The organism is Marinobacter suaedae, from assembly GCF_030519635.1.
In the GTDB taxonomy this organism is placed as follows: Bacteria; Pseudomonadota; Gammaproteobacteria; order Pseudomonadales; family Oleiphilaceae; genus Marinobacter; species Marinobacter suaedae.
Genome location: NZ_JAUMIS010000001.1, coordinates 926,920 through 947,931 on the forward strand (window position 1 = coordinate 926,920; position 21,012 = coordinate 947,931).

General features: G+C 57.8%; 20 protein-coding genes. 5 read left to right on the forward strand and 15 right to left on the reverse strand.

The features are described from left to right. Nucleotides 1–65 precede the first annotated feature (65 nt). The 6 genes from phnD to QVZ43_RS04300 form a co-directional block, all read right to left on the reverse strand. Nucleotides 66–1,043: a phosphate/phosphite/phosphonate ABC transporter substrate-binding protein gene (gene phnD / locus QVZ43_RS04275; protein ID WP_302908997.1), complete on the reverse strand. Its 978-nt coding sequence runs from the start codon at nucleotides 1,041–1,043 to the stop codon at nucleotides 66–68. Nucleotides 1,044–1,077: 34 nt separating this feature from the next. Beyond that, on the reverse strand, nucleotides 1,078–2,037 hold the full coding sequence (locus tag QVZ43_RS04280; RefSeq protein ID WP_302908998.1) for an HAD-IIA family hydrolase: 960 nt from the start codon (nucleotides 2,035–2,037) through the stop codon (nucleotides 1,078–1,080). A 205-nt stretch (nucleotides 2,038–2,242) separates the two neighbouring features. Beyond that, nucleotides 2,243–3,097 carry a CHAD domain-containing protein gene (locus tag QVZ43_RS04285; RefSeq protein WP_302908999.1) on the reverse strand — a complete coding sequence of 285 codons (855 nt, stop codon included), beginning with the start codon at nucleotides 3,095–3,097 and terminating at the stop codon, nucleotides 2,243–2,245. Between the two features lie 77 nt (nucleotides 3,098–3,174). After that, nucleotides 3,175–3,318 carry a hypothetical protein gene (locus tag QVZ43_RS04290; protein ID WP_223794575.1) on the reverse strand — a complete coding sequence of 48 codons (144 nt, stop codon included), beginning with the start codon at nucleotides 3,316–3,318 and terminating at the stop codon, nucleotides 3,175–3,177. Beyond that, nucleotides 3,315–4,187 carry a hypothetical protein gene (locus tag QVZ43_RS04295; protein ID WP_302909000.1) on the reverse strand — a complete coding sequence of 291 codons (873 nt, stop codon included), beginning with the start codon at nucleotides 4,185–4,187 and terminating at the stop codon, nucleotides 3,315–3,317. The genes QVZ43_RS04290 and QVZ43_RS04295 overlap by 4 nt, the downstream gene beginning before the upstream one ends. A 197-nt stretch (nucleotides 4,188–4,384) precedes the next feature. Further along, nucleotides 4,385–5,293, reverse strand: coding sequence for a LysR substrate-binding domain-containing protein (locus QVZ43_RS04300; RefSeq protein WP_302909001.1), 909 nt, complete (start codon nucleotides 5,291–5,293; stop codon nucleotides 4,385–4,387). 115 nt (nucleotides 5,294–5,408) lie between these two features. Between QVZ43_RS04300 and QVZ43_RS04305 the strand changes: the two genes are divergently transcribed. Both QVZ43_RS04305 and QVZ43_RS04310 read left to right on the forward strand, forming a co-directional pair. Beyond that, the gene (locus tag QVZ43_RS04305; RefSeq protein WP_302909002.1) at nucleotides 5,409–6,965 is read left to right on the forward strand and encodes an NADH-quinone oxidoreductase subunit L; all 1,557 of its coding nucleotides are present in this window, start codon (nucleotides 5,409–5,411) and stop codon (nucleotides 6,963–6,965) included. Further along, nucleotides 6,962–9,421: a YbcC family protein gene (locus QVZ43_RS04310; protein WP_302909003.1), complete on the forward strand. Its 2,460-nt coding sequence runs from the start codon at nucleotides 6,962–6,964 to the stop codon at nucleotides 9,419–9,421. Before QVZ43_RS04305 ends, QVZ43_RS04310 begins: the two co-directional genes overlap by 4 nt. On the opposite strand, the gene QVZ43_RS04315 is transcribed toward QVZ43_RS04310, so the two are convergent. Beyond that, nucleotides 9,418–10,071 (reverse strand): class I SAM-dependent methyltransferase, encoded by a 654-nt coding sequence (locus QVZ43_RS04315; RefSeq protein ID WP_302909004.1) that lies wholly within the window; start codon nucleotides 10,069–10,071, stop codon nucleotides 9,418–9,420. The two genes, QVZ43_RS04310 and QVZ43_RS04315, sit on opposite strands and share 4 nt — an antisense overlap. A 230-nt stretch (nucleotides 10,072–10,301) precedes the next feature. Between QVZ43_RS04315 and QVZ43_RS04320 the strand changes: the two genes are divergently transcribed. The 3 genes from QVZ43_RS04320 to QVZ43_RS04330 all read left to right on the forward strand — a co-directional run bounded on the left by QVZ43_RS04320 (nucleotide 10,302) and on the right by QVZ43_RS04330 (nucleotide 13,292). Continuing rightward, nucleotides 10,302–11,876, forward strand: a complete 1,575-nt coding sequence (locus QVZ43_RS04320) for a fatty acyl-CoA reductase (RefSeq protein WP_302909005.1) — start codon at nucleotides 10,302–10,304, stop codon at nucleotides 11,874–11,876. A gap of 47 nt (nucleotides 11,877–11,923) precedes the next feature. After that, complete coding sequence (locus QVZ43_RS04325) at nucleotides 11,924–12,580, forward strand: class I SAM-dependent methyltransferase (RefSeq protein WP_302909006.1); 657 nt, start codon at nucleotides 11,924–11,926, stop codon at nucleotides 12,578–12,580. A 112-nt stretch (nucleotides 12,581–12,692) separates the two neighbouring features. Continuing rightward, nucleotides 12,693–13,292 carry an exopolysaccharide biosynthesis protein gene (locus tag QVZ43_RS04330; RefSeq protein WP_302909007.1) on the forward strand — a complete coding sequence of 200 codons (600 nt, stop codon included), beginning with the start codon at nucleotides 12,693–12,695 and terminating at the stop codon, nucleotides 13,290–13,292. Nucleotides 13,293–13,313: 21 nt separating this feature from the next. On the opposite strand, the gene QVZ43_RS04335 is transcribed toward QVZ43_RS04330, so the two are convergent. The 8 genes from QVZ43_RS04335 to QVZ43_RS04370 form a co-directional block, all read right to left on the reverse strand. After that, nucleotides 13,314–14,192: a choline/ethanolamine kinase family protein gene (locus QVZ43_RS04335; protein WP_302909008.1), complete on the reverse strand. Its 879-nt coding sequence runs from the start codon at nucleotides 14,190–14,192 to the stop codon at nucleotides 13,314–13,316. A 114-nt stretch (nucleotides 14,193–14,306) separates the two neighbouring features. Then, nucleotides 14,307–14,984, reverse strand: coding sequence for a hypothetical protein (locus tag QVZ43_RS04340; protein ID WP_223794589.1), 678 nt, complete (start codon nucleotides 14,982–14,984; stop codon nucleotides 14,307–14,309). 20 nt (nucleotides 14,985–15,004) lie between these two features. Further along, nucleotides 15,005–17,923, reverse strand: coding sequence for a hypothetical protein (locus QVZ43_RS04345; RefSeq protein ID WP_302909009.1), 2,919 nt, complete (start codon nucleotides 17,921–17,923; stop codon nucleotides 15,005–15,007). A 72-nt stretch (nucleotides 17,924–17,995) separates the two neighbouring features. After that, on the reverse strand, nucleotides 17,996–18,937 hold the full coding sequence (locus QVZ43_RS04350; protein WP_223794591.1) for an AgmX/PglI C-terminal domain-containing protein: 942 nt from the start codon (nucleotides 18,935–18,937) through the stop codon (nucleotides 17,996–17,998). A gap of 12 nt (nucleotides 18,938–18,949) precedes the next feature. Next, nucleotides 18,950–19,453 (reverse strand): ExbD/TolR family protein, encoded by a 504-nt coding sequence (locus QVZ43_RS04355; RefSeq protein WP_302909010.1) that lies wholly within the window; start codon nucleotides 19,451–19,453, stop codon nucleotides 18,950–18,952. After that, entirely contained in the window at nucleotides 19,450–19,977 is a 528-nt protein-coding gene (locus QVZ43_RS04360) for an ExbD/TolR family protein (RefSeq protein WP_223794593.1), read from the reverse strand. Before QVZ43_RS04360 ends, QVZ43_RS04355 begins: the two co-directional genes overlap by 4 nt. Before the next feature lie 19 nt (nucleotides 19,978–19,996). Beyond that, entirely contained in the window at nucleotides 19,997–20,662 is a 666-nt protein-coding gene (locus QVZ43_RS04365; RefSeq protein ID WP_223794594.1) for a MotA/TolQ/ExbB proton channel family protein, read from the reverse strand. A 52-nt stretch (nucleotides 20,663–20,714) separates the two neighbouring features. Beyond that, complete coding sequence (locus tag QVZ43_RS04370) at nucleotides 20,715–21,008, reverse strand: hypothetical protein (protein ID WP_302909011.1); 294 nt, start codon at nucleotides 21,006–21,008, stop codon at nucleotides 20,715–20,717. Nucleotides 21,009–21,012: the final 4 nt, after the last annotated feature.

The following is a 21,012-nucleotide window of genomic DNA, read 5'->3' on the forward strand; positions in this document are numbered from 1 at the left end:
TAACAGTGGAAAAACCGGGCAGCGGAACATCCGCTGCCCGTCGACCTCTTGGTAGCTCTTTATTTTTAAGAGCAGGAGTAGGAAACGTCGTTCGCGGCGTCGATCTTGCGAATCACATCCCAGTGTTCCTTGTAGGTAATGGGAACGAACTGAGCTTCGCCGTTACGGGAGAACTCCTCTTCCAACGTGGTGCCTTCCCATGGGAAGTTGAGGAATGCCTGCTGGATTTTCTCCTGCAGTTCCGGCTTCAGGTTATGTGCCACGCCATAGCTGGTGGTCGGGAACGTCTGAGATTTATAGATGGACACCAGCTGGTCATCAGTGACCACATCCCGGGACAGCATGCGCCCCAGTACAGAGTTAGCAACGGCGGCGGCCGGATAGTCCTGGTTGGCAACGCCCAGAATGGAGTTGTCGTGCTTACCGGAGTACACCGGCTCAAAGTCACGCTCAGGCAGCATGTCGTAGTCAGCCTTCAGGATGGCAGACGGAGCCTTGAAGCCAGAGTTGGAGGTCGGTGAGGTAAAGGCCATTTTCTTGCCTTTGATGTCCTCGATGGTTTCGATGCCGGAGCCCGGATAGGTCAGGATTTCCATCTCATATCCGTAACTGCCATCGTCACCGGCCATCATGGTGAACGGACGATAGCCTGCACAGTTGACCGCCAGAGGGTTGGAGCCAGTATTAAAGCCCGCGATGTGCAGTCGGCCAGAGCGCATGGCTTCGATTTCAGCCGCGTTGGACTGGACCGGGAAGAAAACAACTTCTTTGCCGGTTTGCTCTTCCAGATACGTCAGGAAGTCTGCCCAGGCTTCTTTATACACTGCCGGGTCTTCAACCGGAGTGTAGGCAAAAATCAGGGTTTCCGGATCCAGCCACTGGCTGGAATCAGTAGGGATATCCGCAATCAGGTCGTTGTCCGCATCGCAGTAGCGCGCATCCAGCGAGCCTTGATTGGAGCAAGCGGCGCTTACTGCGGTGCTGAACGTTGCCGCAACCCCGGCAAGTGCTACGGCTCTGGCAATTGTTTTTATTTTGCTCATCGCGTGTTCCTTCTCATTCCGTTGTTATTGGTCGTTATATAGAAGGCAGGATGTAGTCCGGCACGATCTCCGATTTAGAAATGTAGGTATCCACATCTTGCCCGGCATAACTGCCATGATCCGTTACCAGGGCAGTTTTAATTCCGGAGGCCTGTCCCCCGAGAATATCCGTATGCAGGGTATCCCCCAGCATAAGAATTCGATCCAACGGCAAAAGCGCGTTGTTTTTCCTTATCCTTTCGATGGCATAACTGAAGGTGTTGCCAAAGGGTTTGCCAAAGAATTCCACCGGACATTGGGTCTGGTCCAGCAGCTCATGGGCGTAATATCCCGGTTCCAGGGAAAAACGGCCCTCTCTTGGGGCTACAAGATCTGGATTACCCACATACACCGGCTTTGGATTTTGCTTGAGATGGGCGAGCAATTCGGCCTGAGCTGCGTCACTCCATTGCGCCGCACTTAAGAAGATATAGCCATCGGCTTGCAGGAACGGTTCGTTGCTGGACACCGCTTCCGCATCGCCCTCGCCGGAAATGGATTCGTACTGAAGATTTTTCGGGAAGTCCGCGAGATTACAGACGTTGATCACTCCCCACGAATTAATATCAGAGCCGGAAAAGATATCGGCGGCAACCAGGGAGTGAATCATCACTTCCCGACTGCTGATGATGTTCCCCGCCTCAACCTCAAAGCCAAGACGGCGAAACTTGGCCACCAGGGAATCTTTCTCGTAGCTGGCCGAGTTGGTCAGGATGTACAGGTCCTTCCCCATCGCTTGCAGCGACCGGAATCGTGAAGCGGCGCCCTCAATGGCTTGTTCACCAACGTTCAATACCCCAAACGCATCAAACAGAAAAGCATCAAATCGGGCTGATATTTCACCCAGATCGTTAACGTGTTCGGGTAACTTTGGCAATGGAGAGGACAGCAGGCCAGAAAGGGGCAGGCGCCAACGAATTTCTTCGTATCGATCGAAAATCGCTTGCGGGGTCATAAATCTACAACAAACCTTTTTTTATTTTTTTCAGGCGTTTAGCGCCTTCTATTATTATTTCTAGCCGTCATAAGCACGTGTACAAGTTCGTATGAAGGCCAACGAAAGTCAAGGAAAAACAGTGATTCGGATCACAGCCCCTATTGTGCTGGGGCGCAGTTGCTCAAGGCGCACCCCGCTGAACTCAGGAAACAACTTAGATCTGTCAAAACTCAATCAACTCCGAGAACAGTTTCTGCGCTCGTTTGTGGGCCACTCTTTGAAGATTTCTTTGTGTTTGCAGAACACAGCGCTTTGCAGTTCTCCAATTTTTTGTATCCAGAGCTATCTCATCTCGATGCGTTTTCAGATAATCCAGCAACACCGACTGATCGTTGGCCTGCCCCTGCACTTCCGTGACATCCCTGAGTTCTCGCACCCATTTCTTGAGTTCCTTACCCATCACCGGCCTCAGCGCCCGGGAGCAGTAAAACAGGTCTTTCGAACATTTCCGAAACCTATGAAAGTCTTCGATGTCGTCGGATTTACGCGCCTGCTTCTCAGCGCACCGGGCTTTCTTGAGGAGTCGCAGGAGTACTGGGGAGAGTTCTTTCGGGGCGCTGGGCAGGTTCCAGCTGCGGGAAGCGGTTCGCTCTGCCTCCACCTCCTGGGCCAACCTCAGAAAGAAATGTTCATCGCCAAGGTTTCTTCGAGCACGTTTTTTGTCTTTGTTCAGAATTCGAGTGACGTTCCTGAACGACTTGGCCTGCAGCTCGGGGTTTTCTTCGACCAAAAACCGCCAGGTCGTCAGGCGCACATCGGCATCGCGGGTGTCCCCAAGTTTCTTCGCCAGTTTGCGATAACGAACACGCCAATCGGCGTACGTGGCCTTGCCAAGCCAGGGCCGAAACAGTCGGAGCAGTGCCCGGATTTCTTTGGTGCGTTTACGGGCTTCATGCACACCGGTTTCCGGATCCCGGGTGGCATGCAGAAGTGACAAAGCAATGTCTTCGTGGACGGACTGGATGAGCCGCTTGAGCTGTTTGTTGAAGTTGCTGTCGCGGCTGAGTCGATAGCGCATGCCTCCTCCTGAGGCGTTACGTGCCCAGCGTTTTCGCAGCGATGATTGTTCCGAAAACGCGGTTTACAGCGACGACCTTACCGCCGCTGCCAGGTTCCATCGGGCTGGCACACCAGGGGCCCAATGACCGTACCTGTTGGGTAGGACTCGCCGTTGTACATGCAATCCGCTGCAGCCGCGGATGCGAAGAAGAAGCTGGCTAACAGAATCATTGTTTTCATTGGTCACCTCCAGTGCCATGAAAAACCATGGACACGCTTGTTGTGCTGTCATTAACGATTGCCTTGACCTGATACCCCAACGGCACCACGAACATGAGCGCCGATTTGATCTGGCCCGTCTCGTCACCCTCTCCGTAGAGCTTCTCAGCGGTATTGGTATTTATGGTGATCAGGGGAGCATTAACCTCTTCACCATCCTGGAAACAAATGAATGGATTTCGCGCGTACACCGACACCATCCTCTCCGCCATTTCCTTATTAGCCAGCACCAGATCATGGCCGATGTACTTGTGCTTGCCCGGCGAGCAGATCGAGGCATGGTTATCGGACAGCCGTGATGCGGGCACCACTGCGATCTCAACTGGCAGGCCAATCTGCCTGAAAATCCCCTCCTGATTGACCGCCGCATCCCTCAGACGAACAGCGGCCGGTGATTCAGGGTCCAGTTTGATGATTTCCAGGGCAGCACTTAGCGTGTGGATATTCCGGTAGGTATGGAACTGATGGTCAAAGGGACCCGCGCCATCAACCAGCAGGCCGATAATTTCTTCGGACACGTCATCCTGCGGGGAAAGGCGGCGGAGGTAGTCGACAAACTCGATGCTTTTGACGTTGTAGAGGTCGTAGTTCTCCCTCAGCGTCGCCCGAACAATGGCCGCGCGCTTCTCGTCTTCCATCACCTTGTCAATCAGTGTGGTTAGCTCGTATTCCTGCTCGGTAAAGGCAAGCTCGAAGGCATTGCCGCCCTTGGTGGTTACTTTCAGGCTGCCCGGAACTTGCTTATTGACCACCATGTACACAAAGAATGAGGCGAACAACAAGAACGCCACAACGATGATGCTGGTGTTGATTTTTACGCCTTCACTCACGAGTCCTCCCCGTGCAGCGTCTGGCCAGGTAAAACCGGAGGAACTCCCCAACGACAAGAGCGGATCTGATAACAGCTCAGGGCTCTATGGAAGGAATCGGGCGAGAGAGAGGCTCGGCGGCTCACCGAAACCCGCCCGCCGCCAGGCTGCATTCTTACTGATGATGTCTCCGCTTAATTTAGATCATCCTGCGGGGATCACAAGTTGGCGGGGGCCGCGCCGACGGGGTCTTTCCAGCGATCCAGGAGGGTTTTCAGCACGGGGATATCAAAATGTCGCTTGGTGGTGATGGCGTAGAAGTTTTCCATCACACCCTCAAGTACCGCGTATTTTTGCAAGGTGCCGTTCTTCAGTTCGTCCTGAACCACCACCTCCGGAACCACGGCGACGCCGCCGGAATCCCGCGCCAGCAGACGAAGCATGGCCATGTCGTCCACCTCTGCGTAGGGTTCGACCTCCACCCCCAGTTGCTGGCACAGCATGTCGAACTGGCTACGGATATTGCTGCTGGGGCCGGGCACCAGCAGGTTAACCTTGCTCAGATCCTCCGGGAACCGGAATTCCTCGCCTTCCGGACCCGCCGGCCCTACCAGGCAGACGTTGCGCTGGGCAATGCGCTGGCAGCGCCAGGGCGTCACCGAGTCGGTGGCAACCGGGCGGTTGGAGAGAATCAGATCCAGCTTGTGCACCTTCAACTGTTCCAGAAGTTCTTCCTGGCTGGCCGAATGAATCACCAGCTTGATCTGCGCCTCGCCCACCACCGGGCGCAGAAAATTTTCCTGAAAGTTCCGCGACAGTGTGGCGACAGCCCCGATGCGCAAACGCTGGACGCGTTCGAGCTTGCCACTCTCCACCGTGGCCAGCATTTCGCCGCCCAGGTTGAAGATGGTGTCTGCATAGGCAAGCACCAGATGGCCCGTTTCCGTCAGACGGAGCGCACGGCCATCCCGGATGAACAGGTCACGGCCCAGCCGCTCTTCCAGCTTCCGGATCTGTGAGGACAGTGCCGACTGGGAAACGTGCAGCTGTTTGGCGGCTCGCGTCAGATTTCCCTCTTTGGCAACCATCCGGAAGTAGTACAGATGGTGAAAGTTCAGACTTCTCATCTTTCAGTTCTCTTTTTAAGAACGTTTCATCCATTTATATATATTTTAAAAAACAACCAACAAGCAACAAAATATAGACAGTTAATCCCCAATCCCACCGAGGCACACAGACACCATGGAACACCTATCGAGCGGTTGGCTGCTCGCCGGCATCTACACAGTTGGATGTTTACTTGCGTTCTTATCCTCCCGAGGCGTCTGGCGCATTGCCCGGAACACCGCCCAGCTTGGACTGGCTGCCGCATTGGTCAGCGGTGGCTGGGGGTTACTGGAGTCAGGTGGCCGACTTTCAGGCACGCAGGATGCCCCGGGTCTGGTGATGACCGTTCTGGTTGCCTTGCTGGGCTGGGTAATCACCCGGTTTTCTTATCGCTACCTTCACGGTGAGCCCCGCCAGCCCCTGTTCGTGCGAGCGCTGTTGTTTACCCTGGCCTGTGCGGGGGTTCTGGTTACCAGCAACCACCTGGCGGTGATCGCTATTGCCTGGTGCGGTACCAGTGTGGGCCTGCACTACCTGCTCACCTTTTACCGGGAGCGCAAGGCCGCGCAAATCGTTGCCCACAAAAAGTTCATTGTCAGCCGACTGGCGGACCTGTCACTGCTGGTCGCACTGGGGCTAATTTACCAAAGCACCGGCACGCTCACGCTCGATGGCCTGAATGCCCACGCGGCCTCCATGCAGACCCTGCCGGCGGGGCTGCATGCTGCCGCCGTCCTGTTCGCACTGGCCGCCATTCTCAAGTCCGCCCAGTTGCCCCTGCACGGCTGGCTGATTCAGGTGATGGAAGCACCAACACCTGTGTCAGCGCTGCTCCACGCGGGTGTAGTAAACATCGGTGGCTTCGTACTGATTCGTCTGGCGGACCTCATCATCCTGGCGCCGATGGCACAGGCCATGCTCGTTGTCGTCGGTGGATTGACTGCGCTGCTCGCCGGCCTGGTGGTGATGACCCGTATCAGTATCAAGGTTCGGCTGGCCTGGTCGACCTGTGCCCAGATGGGCTTCATGCTGATGGAAATCGGTCTTGGGCTCTATGAACTGGCACTGCTGCACCTGCTTGCCCACTCCCTGTACAAGGCCTACGCCTTCCTGAGCTCCGGCGATACGGTGAACGAAGCACGTCGCAAGGATCTGTTCAGCGGGATGGGGCAAACCTCGTCCCTGCCCTGGCTGCTGGCAGCCCCCCTGATCACAGCCGTGTTGATTGCCAGCACCCTGCTGCTCTGGCAAGTGGTGTTGCCGACCATGCACATACCCATGGCCGCGCTGCTGATCGTTACCTTTGGACTGGCTCCCTTGCTCTGGCTGGAACATGGAAAAGGCACCCCCCACCTGCTGCTGGGCACCTTCCGGGTCGTAGGACTGACCCAGCTTTACATGGTCTGGCACCTGCTGTTTGCCGAACTGGCCCCGGCCTCCTCAGAACCTTCCATCCTGCTCACCGCCTGGGTGCTCGCCATGATCGGGGGCCTGTACGTGACCCAGATATGGCTGCGCTGTTTCCCCCGGGGCAAGTTCGCCGAACGGTTTTATCCGTGGGCCTACTGTGGGTTCTATCTGGATGAAAGCTTCACCCGCCTGACGTTCAAGCTGTGGCCGGCGCGCCTGAGCCCGGCGCAGGCTAAAACCTCGGTTAACCGTCATCCTGCACAACTGGGAGCCGTCAAATGAGCGCATCCGCCGTGGCACAAACCAGCATTCAGGCCGAGGTACGCGAAGCCATTCACAGCGCCTGCGACAGCATTGCGCCAACCTGGCCGCTGGACCGGATGATTGCCGTCAATCCGTACTGGCAACACGTGTCTGCCCCCTTCAGTCAGACTGCGGAAACGCTGGACCGGTTGGCCGGAGCACCGATGGCGATGTCACTGACTTACTACCGTGAGCGCTGGCAAGCCGGTACGATTGAACGCGCCCACCTGGCCCGGGCGATTGAGGAACACTCTGCGTCCGTGAGCGCCGGGCAGTTGATTGCCGCGCTGGATGATCAGGAACGGGAGCCAACACCGGCACCCTTGCTATGTGATGCCCTGGATCGACAACGGAACCTGCTCCATGAGCCCGCCTGGTGCGACACCATCACCCTCCAGATCGCACAGTTTTGCGCGGCCTATTTCGACCGGGAACAAGCCGACTGGCACCCCGATCAAACCGCCGAGCTCTACAGCGCCTGGCGCAAAACCCTGGGCAATGACCACAGTGTCGCCCTGCTGATGAAAGCATCGGACATTCCCCACAAAGCACGGCAACTGCCTGAAGACGCTGAAACCCTGATCCAGCAGGCACTGGAACAACTGGTACCTGACCCTGAGCAGTGGCAGCCCTACCTGCAGGCGGTGATCCTGCGAATCAGTGGCTGGGCCGCCGGATGCGCCTACCGACGCTGGCAGGCGCGGCTGGAGGGCAACGATGATCAGACCCTGGTGGACCTGCTCGCGATCCGCCTGAGCTGGGAAAGCCTGATTGACGACGGCAAACGCCACCCCGGTTCGGTGTTCAATCGCTGGCAAAGCGCCTGGCGCGAGCACTTTCAGGCGGAAGACCGCCCCGAACGGACTTGGCGACAACTCTGGCAACGGGCCCACGAGATCAGTTACCAGCAATCGCTGTTCCGCGACCTCGCGAACCATCGCCCGGCATCAACCCCACAGACCTCACCGGACGTTCAGGCGGTGTTCTGTATCGATGTCCGGTCCGAGGTGTTTCGCCGACACCTGGAAGCACAATCCGACCATATCCAGACGTTTGGCTTCGCCGGTTTCTTCGGGTTGCCCATCAGCTACCGCCCCCTCGGCACCGAGGCCCGGCGCCCCCAGTTGCCGGGATTGCTGGCACCGGCGCTGGAGATCACCGACACCTCCGGCGATTCCGCCGCTGATGAGCAGATCGCTCACCAGCGCCAGCAATCGCTGAAAAACCGCCTGAACTGGCGCGCGTTCACGTCGGTCCCGGCCTCCGCTTTTACGCTGGTGGAAACCCTCGGGCTTGGCTATGTGGGGAAACTGGTCAAGCGCAGCGCGCCCGCGGTGAGCGGCGCCAGAAAAAGGGACGGACTAGCGCTGAGTGCTGACCAGAGCGCCCGTCCGAGTCTGGTCACCGCCCTGGGCAGCGACCTGGAAGCCCAGGCAGACATCGCCACCCGTGTGCTCAAGGGCATGAATCTGACCCAGGACTTCGCGCCCCTGGTGTTGCTGGTTGGCCATGGCAGCCAGACGGAAAACAACCCGCAGCGTGCGGGCCTGGATTGCGGAGCCTGCTGCGGCCAGACCGGCGAGGTCAATGCCCGGGCACTGGCCGGTTTGCTGAACGACACGGAGGTGCGCCGCGCGCTCCGGGCGCAAGGGATCAACATACCCGGCACAACCTGGTTTATCGCCGCGTTGCACAACACCACCACCGATGAGGTGACAATGTTCGATACCGGCGACGTGCCGGGGGAACTGAGTGGTGCTCTGGATACGCTGGCCCAGCGGCTTGGACAGGCGGGCGAAGGCGCACGCCGGGAACGATCGCCCGCCCTTGGCCTGTCACACCTGCAGGAAAAACCCGACAAGCTGAAAAAGGCGATCAGGCTGCGCGCCATTGATTGGGCGCAAACACGCCCCGAGTGGGGCCTGGCGAACAACGCTGCGTTCGTGGTGGCCCCCCGGTCCCGCACCCGGGGGCTGTCATTGGATGGCCGCAGTTTCCTGCACGACTACAACCACCACAACGACCCGGAAGGCAAGTTGCTGGAGCAAATCATGACCGCTCCGATGATCGTCACCCACTGGATCAACATGCAGTATTACGCCTCCACGGTGGACAACCATCGCTATGGCAGCGGCAACAAAACCCTGCACAACGTGGTGGGTGGCCGCCTCGGTGTGTTCGAGGGTAACGGGGGTGATTTACGTATTGGCCTTGCCTGGCAATCGGTACACGACGGTGAACGTTTCCGGCACGAACCGCTTCGACTCACAGTGGTGATTGAGGCCCCGAGGGAATTCATTGAGCGGGTTATAAAAAGCCACGAGGTGGTGAGAAACCTCGTGGATAATCAATGGCTGTACCTGGCCCGCCTGGATGGGAATGGCGTTGAGGTTTATCAGCCGGACGATCAGACCGCTTGGCAACGCTTAAGTTAAGCCGGTTTATACCCGAGGACAGAGGTGTAGCAGTTCATGCCGAGGTAACTGAAACGCCGGGTGTCCTTGATACCCAGCCCCTCGGCTTCCATCAGCACCGGGTAGTTGTAGATCTCGTGCACCGCGTTGTCTGAGGCAAAGTAGAAGATGACAGCGGCGGTGTACCAGTACAGCTTCTGCGCAGCCCGCGCCAACAGGTTGCCACTGGGATAAGAGAAATCACCGATCACGAAGCTGCCACCCGGCTTCACGCAGCGCACCAGGTGACTGAGCAGTTTGCGCATGAAGTCTTCACCAAACACATTGAGGAAGAAATTGGCGATGACCATGTCATAACGCTCGAACTCCTCAAACTTCAGGATGTCAGCGTGTACCACCCGCACCTTGAGGTCATCGGGATGCTTGGCAAACGCAGCCTCCAGCTTCTTAAGCATGGTTTCCGAAATATCCACCACGGTTACGTCGGCGCCGATTTCGGCCGCTCGGATGGCGTCCTTCCCATGCCCGACACCGGCGATCAGAACCTTGTCGCCCGGCTGGACGTACTCGGGTGTCAGCATCGCCCGCTTGCAGTTGTGGATGGCTTCACCGCCATAGATGCTGCTAAGGAAATCGTAAAGAGGCCCAATGTATTTGTATTTATCGCGCATGAGACTTCCGTTGTCCGTTCATGAGGTTATCGAGTCTACGATCTCAGCGCGGATTGCGGAAGTTGGGACAAGAGCGTCGGTCCGAAAACCTGACGATGGTCACACCGCCACCATCGAATGACGCGCCATAGCAAGAATTGAGAGTTCCTGCCGGCTTTTGTCGATCACAAACCGGTACTCTCGAAGGCTCTCATTGATTATCGCAGCCAAAAAGGATTGGGCAGCCTCTCATGACAGCACCTTCGAGCGAGTCATCACAGCAACCCCCACAGAATTCCCTCACCCGCAAGGCGCTGGCAGGCAAGCGTATTCTGTTGACGGGGACTACCGGTTTTCTGGGCAAAGTCATACTCGAGAAGCTGATTCGGGACGTGCCTGATCTTGGCGGGTTGGTGCTGCTGATTCGAGGCAATCACAAATACCCCTGCGCCAAGGCCCGCTTTCACGCCGAGGTGGCCACTTCGTCCGTTTTCGACCGCCTGCGCGAGACCGACCCGGCACGCCTGCACGAATTTCTGGATCAACGCATCGAGTGCCTGGGCGGAGAGATCACCCAGCACCGCTTAGGCCTGGAAGACGATACCTATCAGGCGCTGGCCCAATCCGTCGACGTGATTATCAATTCAGCCGCATCCGTGAATTTCCGCGAAGCGCTGGACACCGCCATCACCATCAATGCCATGTGCCTGCATAACCTCGCGGATTTTGCCGAGGATGCCGGGCAGATTCCGGTTATCCAGATTTCCACCTGCTATGTAAACGGCTACAACCGCGGCAACATCGCAGAAAAAGTCGCCGCACCCACCTCAGGACTGATCCCCCGTGATGCCAATGGCCATTTCGCCGTGGAAAGTACCCTGGTGACGCTGCGACACAAATGCAATAACTTGAAGCGCCGCATCCAGGATCCGGAGGCCCTTGCCGAAGCCCTGACAGAACTTGGCCAGCACGAAGCCCACCGGTACGGCTGGGGCGACACTTACACGTTCACCAAATGGCTCGGCGAACAGATTCTCCTCAATCGTTTGAAGGGTAAAACCCTTACCATCGTTCGGCCGTCCGTCATCGAAAGCTGCCTGCAAGGCCCAAAGCCCGGCTGGATTGAGGGCGTTAAAGTGACCGACGCCATCTTGCTGGCCTATGCACGGGGCAAGGTGTCCCTGTTCCCGGGCCGCAAAGCCGGGGTTGTCGATATCATTCCAGCCGACCTGGTGGCCAATGCGACTATTCTGAGCGTTGCCGAAGCGCTACTGGAGCCCGGGCAATCCCGCATCTACCAGAGCTGCAGCGGCACCCAGAATCCCCTGATTGTCCGAGACTACGTACCCACCATCTGTGGCGAAGTGAAGGGCAACTGGCACAAGTACCCGCGCCTCACCCGCAAGGGTCCCAGAAAGAACATGAAACTGGTGAACAAGCATCTGTTCGTGGCCCTGATTCAGGTGCTGCGCGGATTGTTCACGCTCACAGATCGGTTGCGCCTGCGTACCGCCGATAACAAATCGAAGACACTCGAGGCCGTGGAGACCACCCTCAAACTGACGAAAATCTACAGCACCTACACCAGCCCAACCTACATCTTCAGCAGCGACCGGCTGATGGCGCTGGCCGCGCGTATGGGCGAGGCTGACAAGGCTCTGTTCCCGGTGGATGCCGCGCTCATCGACTGGAAGCGCTACTTCACCGAAATTCACGTGGCCGGGTTAAACCGATACGGCCTTGAAGACCGCAAAGTGACGATTCCAAAAGATGCGAAAGCCAGCAGTATGGCCGATGAAGAGGTGGCAGACACAACACCTGCCTGACAGCCTGAAAACGAGTTCCCTGAAACAATAAAAAGTGCGGTAACAAAATGGCGAAGGACAAGTACTGGTTAATGGGCCCGGTCTACGATGCGTTGAGCTGGGTCTTTGCGGGTAATTCCATCTACAAGTGCAAGTGCAGCATGCTGGATGCCCCTTGGCTGAAGCCGGGTGACAAAGTCCTGTTCGCAGGCGTCGGGCATGGCAAAGAGGCGATCTACGCTGCCGAGCGGGGCGCCAGGGTCACCGTGGTGGACCTGTCCGAAGCCATGCTCAACAAGTTCCGTAAAGCCGTGGAAAAAACAGGCAAGAACCTGGACATACGCATCATCCACGCCGACATATTCAAGGTGGAAGAATTTGGCGAGTACGACATGGTGACCGGCAACTTCTTTTTTAACCTGTTCCCGCGGGAGATGATTCCGGAGGTACTCGAACACCTCAAAAAGCTAGCTCGGAAAGACGGCTACATCGTCATCAGCGACTTCGCCTACCCCCAGGGCAACCCATTGGCCAAACTGTTCAAGAACGCCTACTGGTACACCGCCATCCTCATTTTCTGGGCGACCACCGGCGCGGCCATTCACCCGGTCTATGACTACCAGCACTACATGGAACAGGCCGGCCTGAAAATGCGCGACCTCAAGCACACACCCTTCCTGGGTATCGATGCTTACACGTCCATGCTGGGGCAGCGTCTGACCTGAGGCTCGCGGACGTTCTTCACGTACCTTTTCGGTACTTTCTCAAGCACAATGATCCCGTGTGCAAGTACCGCTAAGCTTCCATGCATGCCTGAGCAACGAGGAATGTCGCCCCATGCCCCGGAGCCAATCGCCAGCCAGCCTGACTGACGTGCTGAATCTTCTCCGGGCAAACACCCGGGGCCAGCAACAGGTTTCCATCGGCGATGTGCTGGATGCCGTGGGGCAGCGGTCGTTCGGGCCAGTGGTGTTGATCGCTGGCCTGCTGACCTTGGCGCCACTGGTTGGCGACCTGCCCGGTGTCCCTACCCTGCTCGGGCTTCTGGTACTGCTGACGCTCGGTCAACTGCCGTTTCAACAACAGAGCATCTGGATTCCCTCCCATCTATCCCGGCGCCAAATTGAGCGACATAAACTGACAAAGGGTCTGGACTGGATTGAAAAGCCGGCTCGCTTCATTGATCGCTGGACCAGCCAGCGACTGACATGGCTGGTGCGCGGGCCCGGCCGCTATCTGACGGCACTGATCTGCATGCTGGTTGCGGCTGCCTTGCCGGCCATGGAACTGGTGCCCTTCAGCGCCAATGGCGGCGGACTGGCGCTGACGCTTTTCGGTATCGCCCTGGTGGCCGACGATGGCCTGTTTGCCCTGCTCGGTATTCTGTTTACCGGCGGAACTCTGTGGATGGTTATTTCCGGCCTAATGGGTCTGTGAGACCAGCAAGGCAGCCCGGGATCAGCGACGGCTGTCCTGAAGGAATCCGTTCAGGGCTGTAATACCTTCCGAGACGATCGCTTCGGTTTCGGGCTGATGCTGCCCATAGCGAGTGAGACGAACGGCATACCACAGCAGGCTCAGGTATCGGTATACCACCCGCCCATGCTGAAGCCGCTCCAGATCAGGGGCCGTCACCGGCCGCCGTAAATAGCCTTCCAGAAACCGGGATTGCTGGTTTTCATCCAGGCAGTGTTCTTCGACAATCAACGCAATATCGAAGAAGGGATCCCCCATGGCGGCGTATTCCCAGTCGATGGCCCGCAGCGTCTCCCCCCGACTCAGTACCAGATTCCCGGCAACCAGATCATTGTGACAAAGGGTCCGTCGCACGCAGAGTGCTTCGGCAGCAGCAAGATGATCACTCACCCTGTCTCCGAGGCTGAGCAGGTCACCATAAACAGCGGCAGCAGGATCGATAGCCTGCCAGTAAGTGTCGGCTTTGTCCTGGCACTGGAGATGTGCCCGAACGGCAGGCAAGGCATGGATGTCTGCGGTGAGGTCGGCCAGCAAGTCCAGGTGCCTGGGGTCATCCGGCTGGCAGGTGTCGCCTTCGATAAATTCAGTGACCAGGTAACGATGCTGCGGATCGTTATGAACCACAGGCGCACACAGCTCGGCTCTGTTGGCACGGCCCAGCGCCTCGGCTTCTGCTGCACGGTCGATATCGAGAGCGGCGCTGTCACGGGCATTGAGGCGCAGTACCAGCCGACGGTCGCCAGCAGCCAGCAAGTAACTGCGGTTGGTCAGCCCGCCGGGCAGCGGGCGGATCACCCGGGGTTCGGGTGTGCTCCAGGTTGGCCAGTCTGCTGGCACAATGTCAGTTGAAGGCTGGGGCATGGCATCGCTTCAGGCAGAAATTCGAGGGTTACCGGCGCCCGGGAACAAAACGGAAGCCCGGGATCACGCCTTCTGGATTCTGCCTGAATGACTCAGGGAAGCACAGCAAACGGCTTAAAGCCGAAACCACCTTTGCTTGATGGCTTCGTAGTCGTCGTGAGAGATGAGGCCTTCCCTGGATAGCCGGCGCATTTCTGCGACGGCCAGCGGAATGCGCCCCTTGCCTTCGGGCAACTGATTCTGTCCCCGGAGAATGCCTTTGCACAATGCATCGACAAACGCGGTGACGTGCGCCTCATCATTGGTGAGCGCATCCACCCTGAACAGGACCACATCGCTGTTCAGCGCGGTGAACTCAAAGTAGTGGTTCCGCCAGCGCCACGCCAGCAACATCAGCACGAGCGCCAGTACGACCGGCGCCAGCAACCAGACTGGCGATGACGGCACCAGCGAGTAGATGGCAGCGGGAATCGTCAGCAGGCAGGCGGCCGCGAACCACAGTTTGAGCTGGTAGTTCTTCACTTCCCGGGGCTGTGGCTCCACAAATGTCAGGTCCAGAACCGTCTCAGGCAGTTCTTTCTTGCGGCGGTGGGTCGTGATGGCGAGGTAATGCCCGTTGAAACGCCGGAACAGGGTGCTGGTTTTCTTCCGCAGAAAGGTCTGCCGGAATTTGCCTTCTACTCGCCATTCTTCCCGGGGGGGAATTTCCCAGCCCTGACGCTGAAGGTCAAAGCTGGGGAGATTCAGGGAGTCCAGATTGATGGTATCTGCCTGCTCCGTCGCAACGTTCACTGTGTCTTTCCTTCCTGATCTTACGGCGTCGGGAACTCGAATTTGTCCGGGTCATTGTACATGTGGGCCCCGGAATCCAGCCACTCGGCAATCAGACGCAGTTCGGCATCGGTCAGCATGCCTTTGTGGCTCTGACGGATTGCGGCGGTTTCTGAGGTTTCCACTTCGTACGCATCGTCATCCGGATCGTTATCGAACAGGCTGAAGAAGCGGGCGCTGGCGATGGCGCCGCGGGCACTCATCAGACGACGGGTAAAGCAAATGCCCGGCTCCGGCAGTATGGTCAAATCCCCATCCACACCTTCCGGACATTCCGTGGCCAGGTTGGTCTCGTCCACCTCGACCCAGTCTCCGGTTGAGGTTTCCCGCAGGTAGTAGTCTGCCTCGAACAGTTCAACATAGGATTCGATAAAGCGCGGATCCCAGGAAGCATTGTTGCGACCAAGCCGAAGTCCGTTGCTGGCGCCACTGGAGCCACCACCTGCTGCGCAGGATTTAGTTTCTGCGGCCCGGTGGCAGTTCTGGCAAGAGTTGACGGAACCGTCGTTCGGATTGGTGCGGCACACCTCCCAGATCGGCTGGATGTGTTCCAGATAGTTGATGGTGGCCTTGCAGTCCGGTGTCCAATCGGTCAAGCACGACGGGTCATTCACCGGTGCCGGAGTATCCAGCTCTGCATAGGTGTTCTGGAACGCCAGGGAGTCATCGGGCGGATTGCTCCAGTAATCTTCATACCGCTGGGTGTCCGCTCCCGTAGAGACCAGAGTACCCAGGGAATTTACCAGCGCCTCGGCCATGGTGTCCTTCCAGTTCGCCGCCAGGATCTGCGGGTTAGCGTTCGGGAACGGCATGGCGTCGCCCGGTGCACCCGGGTTGGCGGATGCCAGTTCGACATCGGTCCGTGCGTGTGGAATGTCGATCTCGGGGTCGTGACAGCCGTAGCACTTCAACACCTGGCCATTTTCCAACAGCAGGGACTGGGGATGCTGGATCAGATAGTTGTAGTTGTAGTTGTCTTCGGCAATCAGGTTCACCCGCTTGCCATACTTGTTGACCACTTCGAAGGTAAAGCTGGTATCCGCCGGCACCTTGACCATCGCTGAGCCGTCTGGCTCTACCATGGAGTAAGACAGCACATCGTACAGGGCACGCTTATTGTCAGTACCCAACAGAGGCCACAGGTACAGATTCTCACGAACACCGTCGTTCGGGTTGTAGGTCTCGTCGGCAAGGATGGCCTGTTCCAGTTCAGGCGGAATCTCACGCTTGCCCAGTACGCGGATGAAGCGCTCGGAACGATCGTCCGGACGGGTCAATGAAGGATCACGACGGGTTTCGATACCCCCATCGAACTGCTCGGCCATGTCCGCACCGTCCAGATCGTAGATGCTGCGAATACTGAACACGGCGGTGTTTTCTTCCAGATTCAGATTGTGCTTGTCGCCGGTGTAGGGGCGGGCCAGTTCATTTTCATCCGCGATAACCACGTCGGTGTACAGGGCACGCTTGTAGCTGCGGACCACCGGCAAGCGGGTGTTCTGGTTCGGATCCAGCATCCAGATGCCGTACTGGGGCGCACTGAGGTTGTCTACGGTGGACGAGCCTTCACACACGTCAGTGATCGCATCTTGCTTGGTCAGACACTGGGACCAGCTGGCCAGCAGTCGACCAGAACCATCACCGTAAGGAGCCACGGCACTGTACCAGCCGGACGGAGACACCTGGTTGGGGTAGAAGTTGACCACCCCCGGCGTCATGGACTCTTCTGCCTCGCCCACTACGCTGTCGGCAACCGGCTGGCCGACCGCGAAGAAATTCTGGCTGTTGATGGTGACCACATCACCGCCGTAAATCGGGTTGTAGACGTGGCGCATCACCGTCAGCAGGTTGCCGTCATCCAGCGGGATCGGATCCATGTAGTGGATGAACGAGGCATCGCTGAACTCTTCATTGAGGCTACCGAAATAGCGGTGCACATTACCGCCGCTCGGGGTAATGCGGTAGAGACTGAGCACGTCTTCAACAAAGACACGCTCACCGGTATCACCCTCCAGAGACAGTACGCACTTATCCTGTTCGTTCCACTCTTTGGGCTCTTCCAGACCGGACGGGAAGCTGCTGCCATTGCCCTGACCAAAGCCGTTACCGTTGGTCTGCTGGTTGAAGTCCGGGTCGTCAATGTCGGCGGTGGTGCAGTCTTCGAGGGTTTCGTAGATGCGGCCAAAACGAATGAAGACGATCTGTCCGTCATTCATCGTGCTTGGCTCGATATCGTGGTATGCACCGAAGGTAATCTGAATCAGGTCGCTGCCATCGGGCTTGACCGAGTGCAGCAGGGACGCCGGTTCGTTGAAGTCTTCCAGGTATTCGCGAAGATCCAGCAGGCGCCAGTCACCCCGGGCATGTTGCCGGGAGGACGAGAAAATAATGGTGCCTTCGTTGGTGTAGGCCGGGTTGGTGTCATGGCCCAGGTTCGCCAGATCGTCGTCCGCAAGGATTCGACGGACCTTTCCGGTGGCGAAGGTGTATTCGTAGATATTCCAGCTGCTGTGGGCGGCGTTACCGGCCGGGCCATGGGCGGCAAAGACCATGCGCTCGCCATCCGGCGATACGTCCAGGTCTTTGACGTCATAACCACTGCTGCCGAAGTAACGGGTAAGCACATCGCGCTCTTCCGAGCTGAGCGCGATGCGGTCACGGACCATCAGCTGGGCACCCGGCTCGAAAGCATAGGGTGCGCGCGGGTCGAGGGGCGGTCGCTCATTGGCCGAAGACACTTCTCCCATCTCCGGATAGTCTCTCACCACATAGGCGAAAGGCTGATCCGCAAGGATATCCTGGTCATTACTGCTCAGCTCGCCCTCAAAGCAACCGCTCAGGCTTACCGATACCAGCCCGGCCAGCATCAGGCTGCTGACCTTACGTTGAATTGTCTTCATGATTCTCATCCCCTACTACCCGCACTACCGGGAACGTAAAGACCAGACGCTCAGCCTGGTCTTTCGGTTCCGTTATCCAGGCATAAAGTCAAACTTGTAATTCACCGGCGTTGCCGCGACATCCTCCGGACCGAAGGAAATCATCTGGATACGGGCCAGCAGTTTCAGCTCCAGCTTCTTGTCGCCCAGCTGACTTTCCACCAGCTTGATGCTGGAGATGCTGCCACTGGGTTCGATCACGATGTGGAACACGAACTTGCCTTTCAGGCTCGGATCGCTACGCAATGCACGGTTATACAGCGCGTAAATCGCACCTTTGTGTTGCTCGAATACACGACGGATGGATTCCATGTCGCGACCACCAGCCACGGTGGAGCTCTTGGAACCTCCGCCCGTACCGCCGCCTCCGGCACCGGTGCCTCCGCCGATCGGGCTTTCAACTGCGGTTGAACTGTGTGCCGCCAGCTGGGTACCGCTGCCGGAGTCGTTCATCACCGAGCTGCTCACGCCGCCACTGGTCTTGGTGGCCGAGGATGCACCCAGAACTGAACGTGCGGCCTTGGCGGCTGCCCCGGTCTTCACGTTGGTGTTCTTGGCCTGCAACTTGGCCACATCCAGTGAGCTGCGCAGGGACGCCAGTTCATTGGAGAACGCGGCGACGCCCATTTTGGAAACCTTTTCCCGGGCCTTTTTCACTTCTTTGGCCGGGGCCGGTTTCGGAGCTGCTTCTTTTTTCTGGGCTTCAGGCTTGGCTTCTTCCTGCTTGACCGGTTCGGGCGGCGGCGGTGGCGGAGCCACCTTGCGCTGCTCGATCAACACCTTGGCCAGGCTCGGCGGCACGCGCTCTTTTTCCTCCCGCTCGATTTCCGGAAGAGGCAGCCAGGGAAACACGACCAGGAGCAGGAGAAGCAGCAGCAATGCGCGCTTGAGTATGCGTTTGAAGCGGCTGTCTTCTTCACCAGTTGCGTCCCAGGGCAGCTCGAAGTCGTACGGTTGTGCTGTTATTGCTGTCATTCTTTCCCTCCGTCAGGCGCCGCTGGAACCGGAAACCCGGGACACAGCCATGGAGAGATCCCGGTAATCTGCCTTGGCACAGGTCAGCATCACCCGCTTCAGGAGCTCGTACGGAATTTCCTGGTCACCCAGAATGGTCACCGCCCGGCCGAGTGATTTCTCACGCTCGGTCAGCTCGGTGCGCTTAGCGGCCTGGAAGCGCAGTTCTTCCATCAACCCGTCGATCAGTCCGTTAGACGCAACCACCTCCTCGATGGTCGCAACCGGGCGACCGTCCACCAGGATGTCCTCCTCGGTGATGGTGACCACGGTGGTTTCCTTCGGACGCTCTTCCGCCGTGGAGTCCGGCAGTTCGACGTCGTTCACCTTCAGGATCTCGTTGCTGCCGGAGTTCAGCAGCAGGAAGAACACCAGGATGGTGAAGATGTCCATCAGGGACACCAGGTTCAGCTTGGCCGGCTTTGGAAACAGTTCGCGGTTACCCCGCAGGCCAAAGGATGTCAGTCGCTGGCTCATGACTTACCTCCCTTCTTCGGGGCATCACCCAGGGAGATGTCCGGGAACAGCTCGACTTCAACGGCCTCAGCCACGACGACGGTCTTGGCGGAACGAACAGTATCCATGGTGGAGACCAGGGACTGATAGCTCACGCCCGGCTCAGACATCAACAGAACGTCTTTCTTGGCGATGTTCTTGGCGTTGAGGCGGCGTTTGATTTCCTGCAGGACTTCCGACAGCTGATTGAAGTCGTGACGGGCGTCCTTCTCGTCGGTGGCTTCCTTCTTGGCAATGGTTTTCACCAGGTTGCCGCTGGGGTAGTACACCTCGATGCCCGATTCGCGAATCACCACTTCCAGTTGCCGGTTTTCTTCGGCACTGGCGGTCTGCGCCCCGGTCAGGTCCGGCAGGTTGAGCTCTAGAATGGAGATATGGTTGAACACCATACTCATCAGCAGAACCGGCACCAGTACGATCATGAGGTTCATGAACGCCGTGATGTCGATATCCGCCTCTTCCATTTCTCTTCGTTTGGAAAACATAACGAATTACCTGCTGCGATCAGGCGTCGCTTTCACGGGTGTTAACGAGGTTCCGGTTGTTACGGACGATGGTGTTCAGTGCCTTCACGCCGGCCATTTCGATGCTCTCGACGATTTCCAGGGTCTTGTTCTGCAGCAGAGAGTGGATCAGCAGCAGCGGAATCGCGGCGATCAGACCAAAGGCCGTGGTGTTCATGGCGACCGAGATGGACTGGGACAGCAGCGTGGCCTTGTCCGCCGGATCGGCGTTGGCAACCGCGGTAAACGCAGCGATCAGACCGATGATGGTGCCCAGCAGACCCAGCAGGGTGGATACGTTGGCCAGGATCGACAGGTAGTTGGTGCGCTTGGACAGACGGGGGATGTTTTCCATCACACCTTCCTGCATGGCGGCGTGGATGTCGTCACGACGGGGCGAGGAACGCATGGTGTCGATAGCCACGGCGATCAGGCGGCCAATGGCGGAGCTGTTGTCCTGGGCCACTTTTTCAGCCTCGTCGAACTTGTGTTCCTTCATCAGGGGCAGCAGCTCACCATAGGCACTCTTGTTGGCCATGTAAGCGCGCTTGAGGAAGAACCAGCGCTCAACGGCAATGGCCAGGCCGATCATCAGCACCAGCGCGATCGGGAACATGAACGCGCCACCTTCCTGGAAGAAAGAAACAATGCTTGTGTAAAAATTCATCTTGCTACTCCACACACGTCGCTAAAACGAGTTATTCGGTTTGGTTATTGGTTTACTTGGTCGAGCCGTCTGGCGCTTCCAGTGAAAGTTCGTCGTAGAACTTCATGGTTCTTGAGTGAATGTCCCGGTCCACTACCTCAAACACCCGGCCTGAGACCGAAGTGATTGATCGGTAGAGCCGCTCGGGTCCTTCCGGTGGCTTCCATGGAATGAAATAACTGACCGACGGCTGCTCTTTGTCCCCGACAAAGGTGCTCTCCAGGTCAATACCTTCCTGTCCCCAGACGCCTGCTGAGGCGGCCAGTGCGGCAGTGAAAGCGAGGAAACGAAAACGGACGTTGGCCATAGTG

Bases quoted from the DNA above. Each gene is read 5' to 3' on its own strand.
- phnD (WP_302908997.1), bottom strand. From the start codon at position 1,043: ATGAGCAAAATAAAAACAATTGCCAGAGCCGTAGCACTTGCCGGGGTT.
- QVZ43_RS04280 (WP_302908998.1), bottom strand. From the start codon at position 2,037: ATGACCCCGCAAGCGATTTTCGATCGATACGAAGAAATTCGTTGGCGC.
- QVZ43_RS04285 (WP_302908999.1), bottom strand. From the start codon at position 3,097: ATGCGCTATCGACTCAGCCGCGACAGCAACTTCAACAAACAGCTCAAG.
- QVZ43_RS04290 (WP_223794575.1), bottom strand. From the start codon at position 3,318: ATGAAAACAATGATTCTGTTAGCCAGCTTCTTCTTCGCATCCGCGGCT.
- QVZ43_RS04300 (WP_302909001.1), bottom strand. From the start codon at position 5,293: ATGAGAAGTCTGAACTTTCACCATCTGTACTACTTCCGGATGGTTGCC.
- QVZ43_RS04305 (WP_302909002.1), top strand. From the start codon at position 5,409: ATGGAACACCTATCGAGCGGTTGGCTGCTCGCCGGCATCTACACAGTT.
- QVZ43_RS04310 (WP_302909003.1), top strand. From the start codon at position 6,962: ATGAGCGCATCCGCCGTGGCACAAACCAGCATTCAGGCCGAGGTACGC.
- QVZ43_RS04315 (WP_302909004.1), bottom strand. From the start codon at position 10,071: ATGCGCGATAAATACAAATACATTGGGCCTCTTTACGATTTCCTTAGC.
- QVZ43_RS04320 (WP_302909005.1), top strand. From the start codon at position 10,302: ATGACAGCACCTTCGAGCGAGTCATCACAGCAACCCCCACAGAATTCC.
- QVZ43_RS04325 (WP_302909006.1), top strand. From the start codon at position 11,924: ATGGCGAAGGACAAGTACTGGTTAATGGGCCCGGTCTACGATGCGTTG.
- QVZ43_RS04330 (WP_302909007.1), top strand. From the start codon at position 12,693: ATGCCCCGGAGCCAATCGCCAGCCAGCCTGACTGACGTGCTGAATCTT.
- QVZ43_RS04335 (WP_302909008.1), bottom strand. From the start codon at position 14,192: ATGCCCCAGCCTTCAACTGACATTGTGCCAGCAGACTGGCCAACCTGG.
- QVZ43_RS04345 (WP_302909009.1), bottom strand. From the start codon at position 17,923: ATGAAGACAATTCAACGTAAGGTCAGCAGCCTGATGCTGGCCGGGCTG.
- QVZ43_RS04350 (WP_223794591.1), bottom strand. From the start codon at position 18,937: ATGACAGCAATAACAGCACAACCGTACGACTTCGAGCTGCCCTGGGAC.
- QVZ43_RS04355 (WP_302909010.1), bottom strand. From the start codon at position 19,453: ATGAGCCAGCGACTGACATCCTTTGGCCTGCGGGGTAACCGCGAACTG.
- QVZ43_RS04360 (WP_223794593.1), bottom strand. From the start codon at position 19,977: ATGTTTTCCAAACGAAGAGAAATGGAAGAGGCGGATATCGACATCACG.
- QVZ43_RS04365 (WP_223794594.1), bottom strand. From the start codon at position 20,662: ATGAATTTTTACACAAGCATTGTTTCTTTCTTCCAGGAAGGTGGCGCG.
- QVZ43_RS04370 (WP_302909011.1), bottom strand. From the start codon at position 21,008: ATGGCCAACGTCCGTTTTCGTTTCCTCGCTTTCACTGCCGCACTGGCC.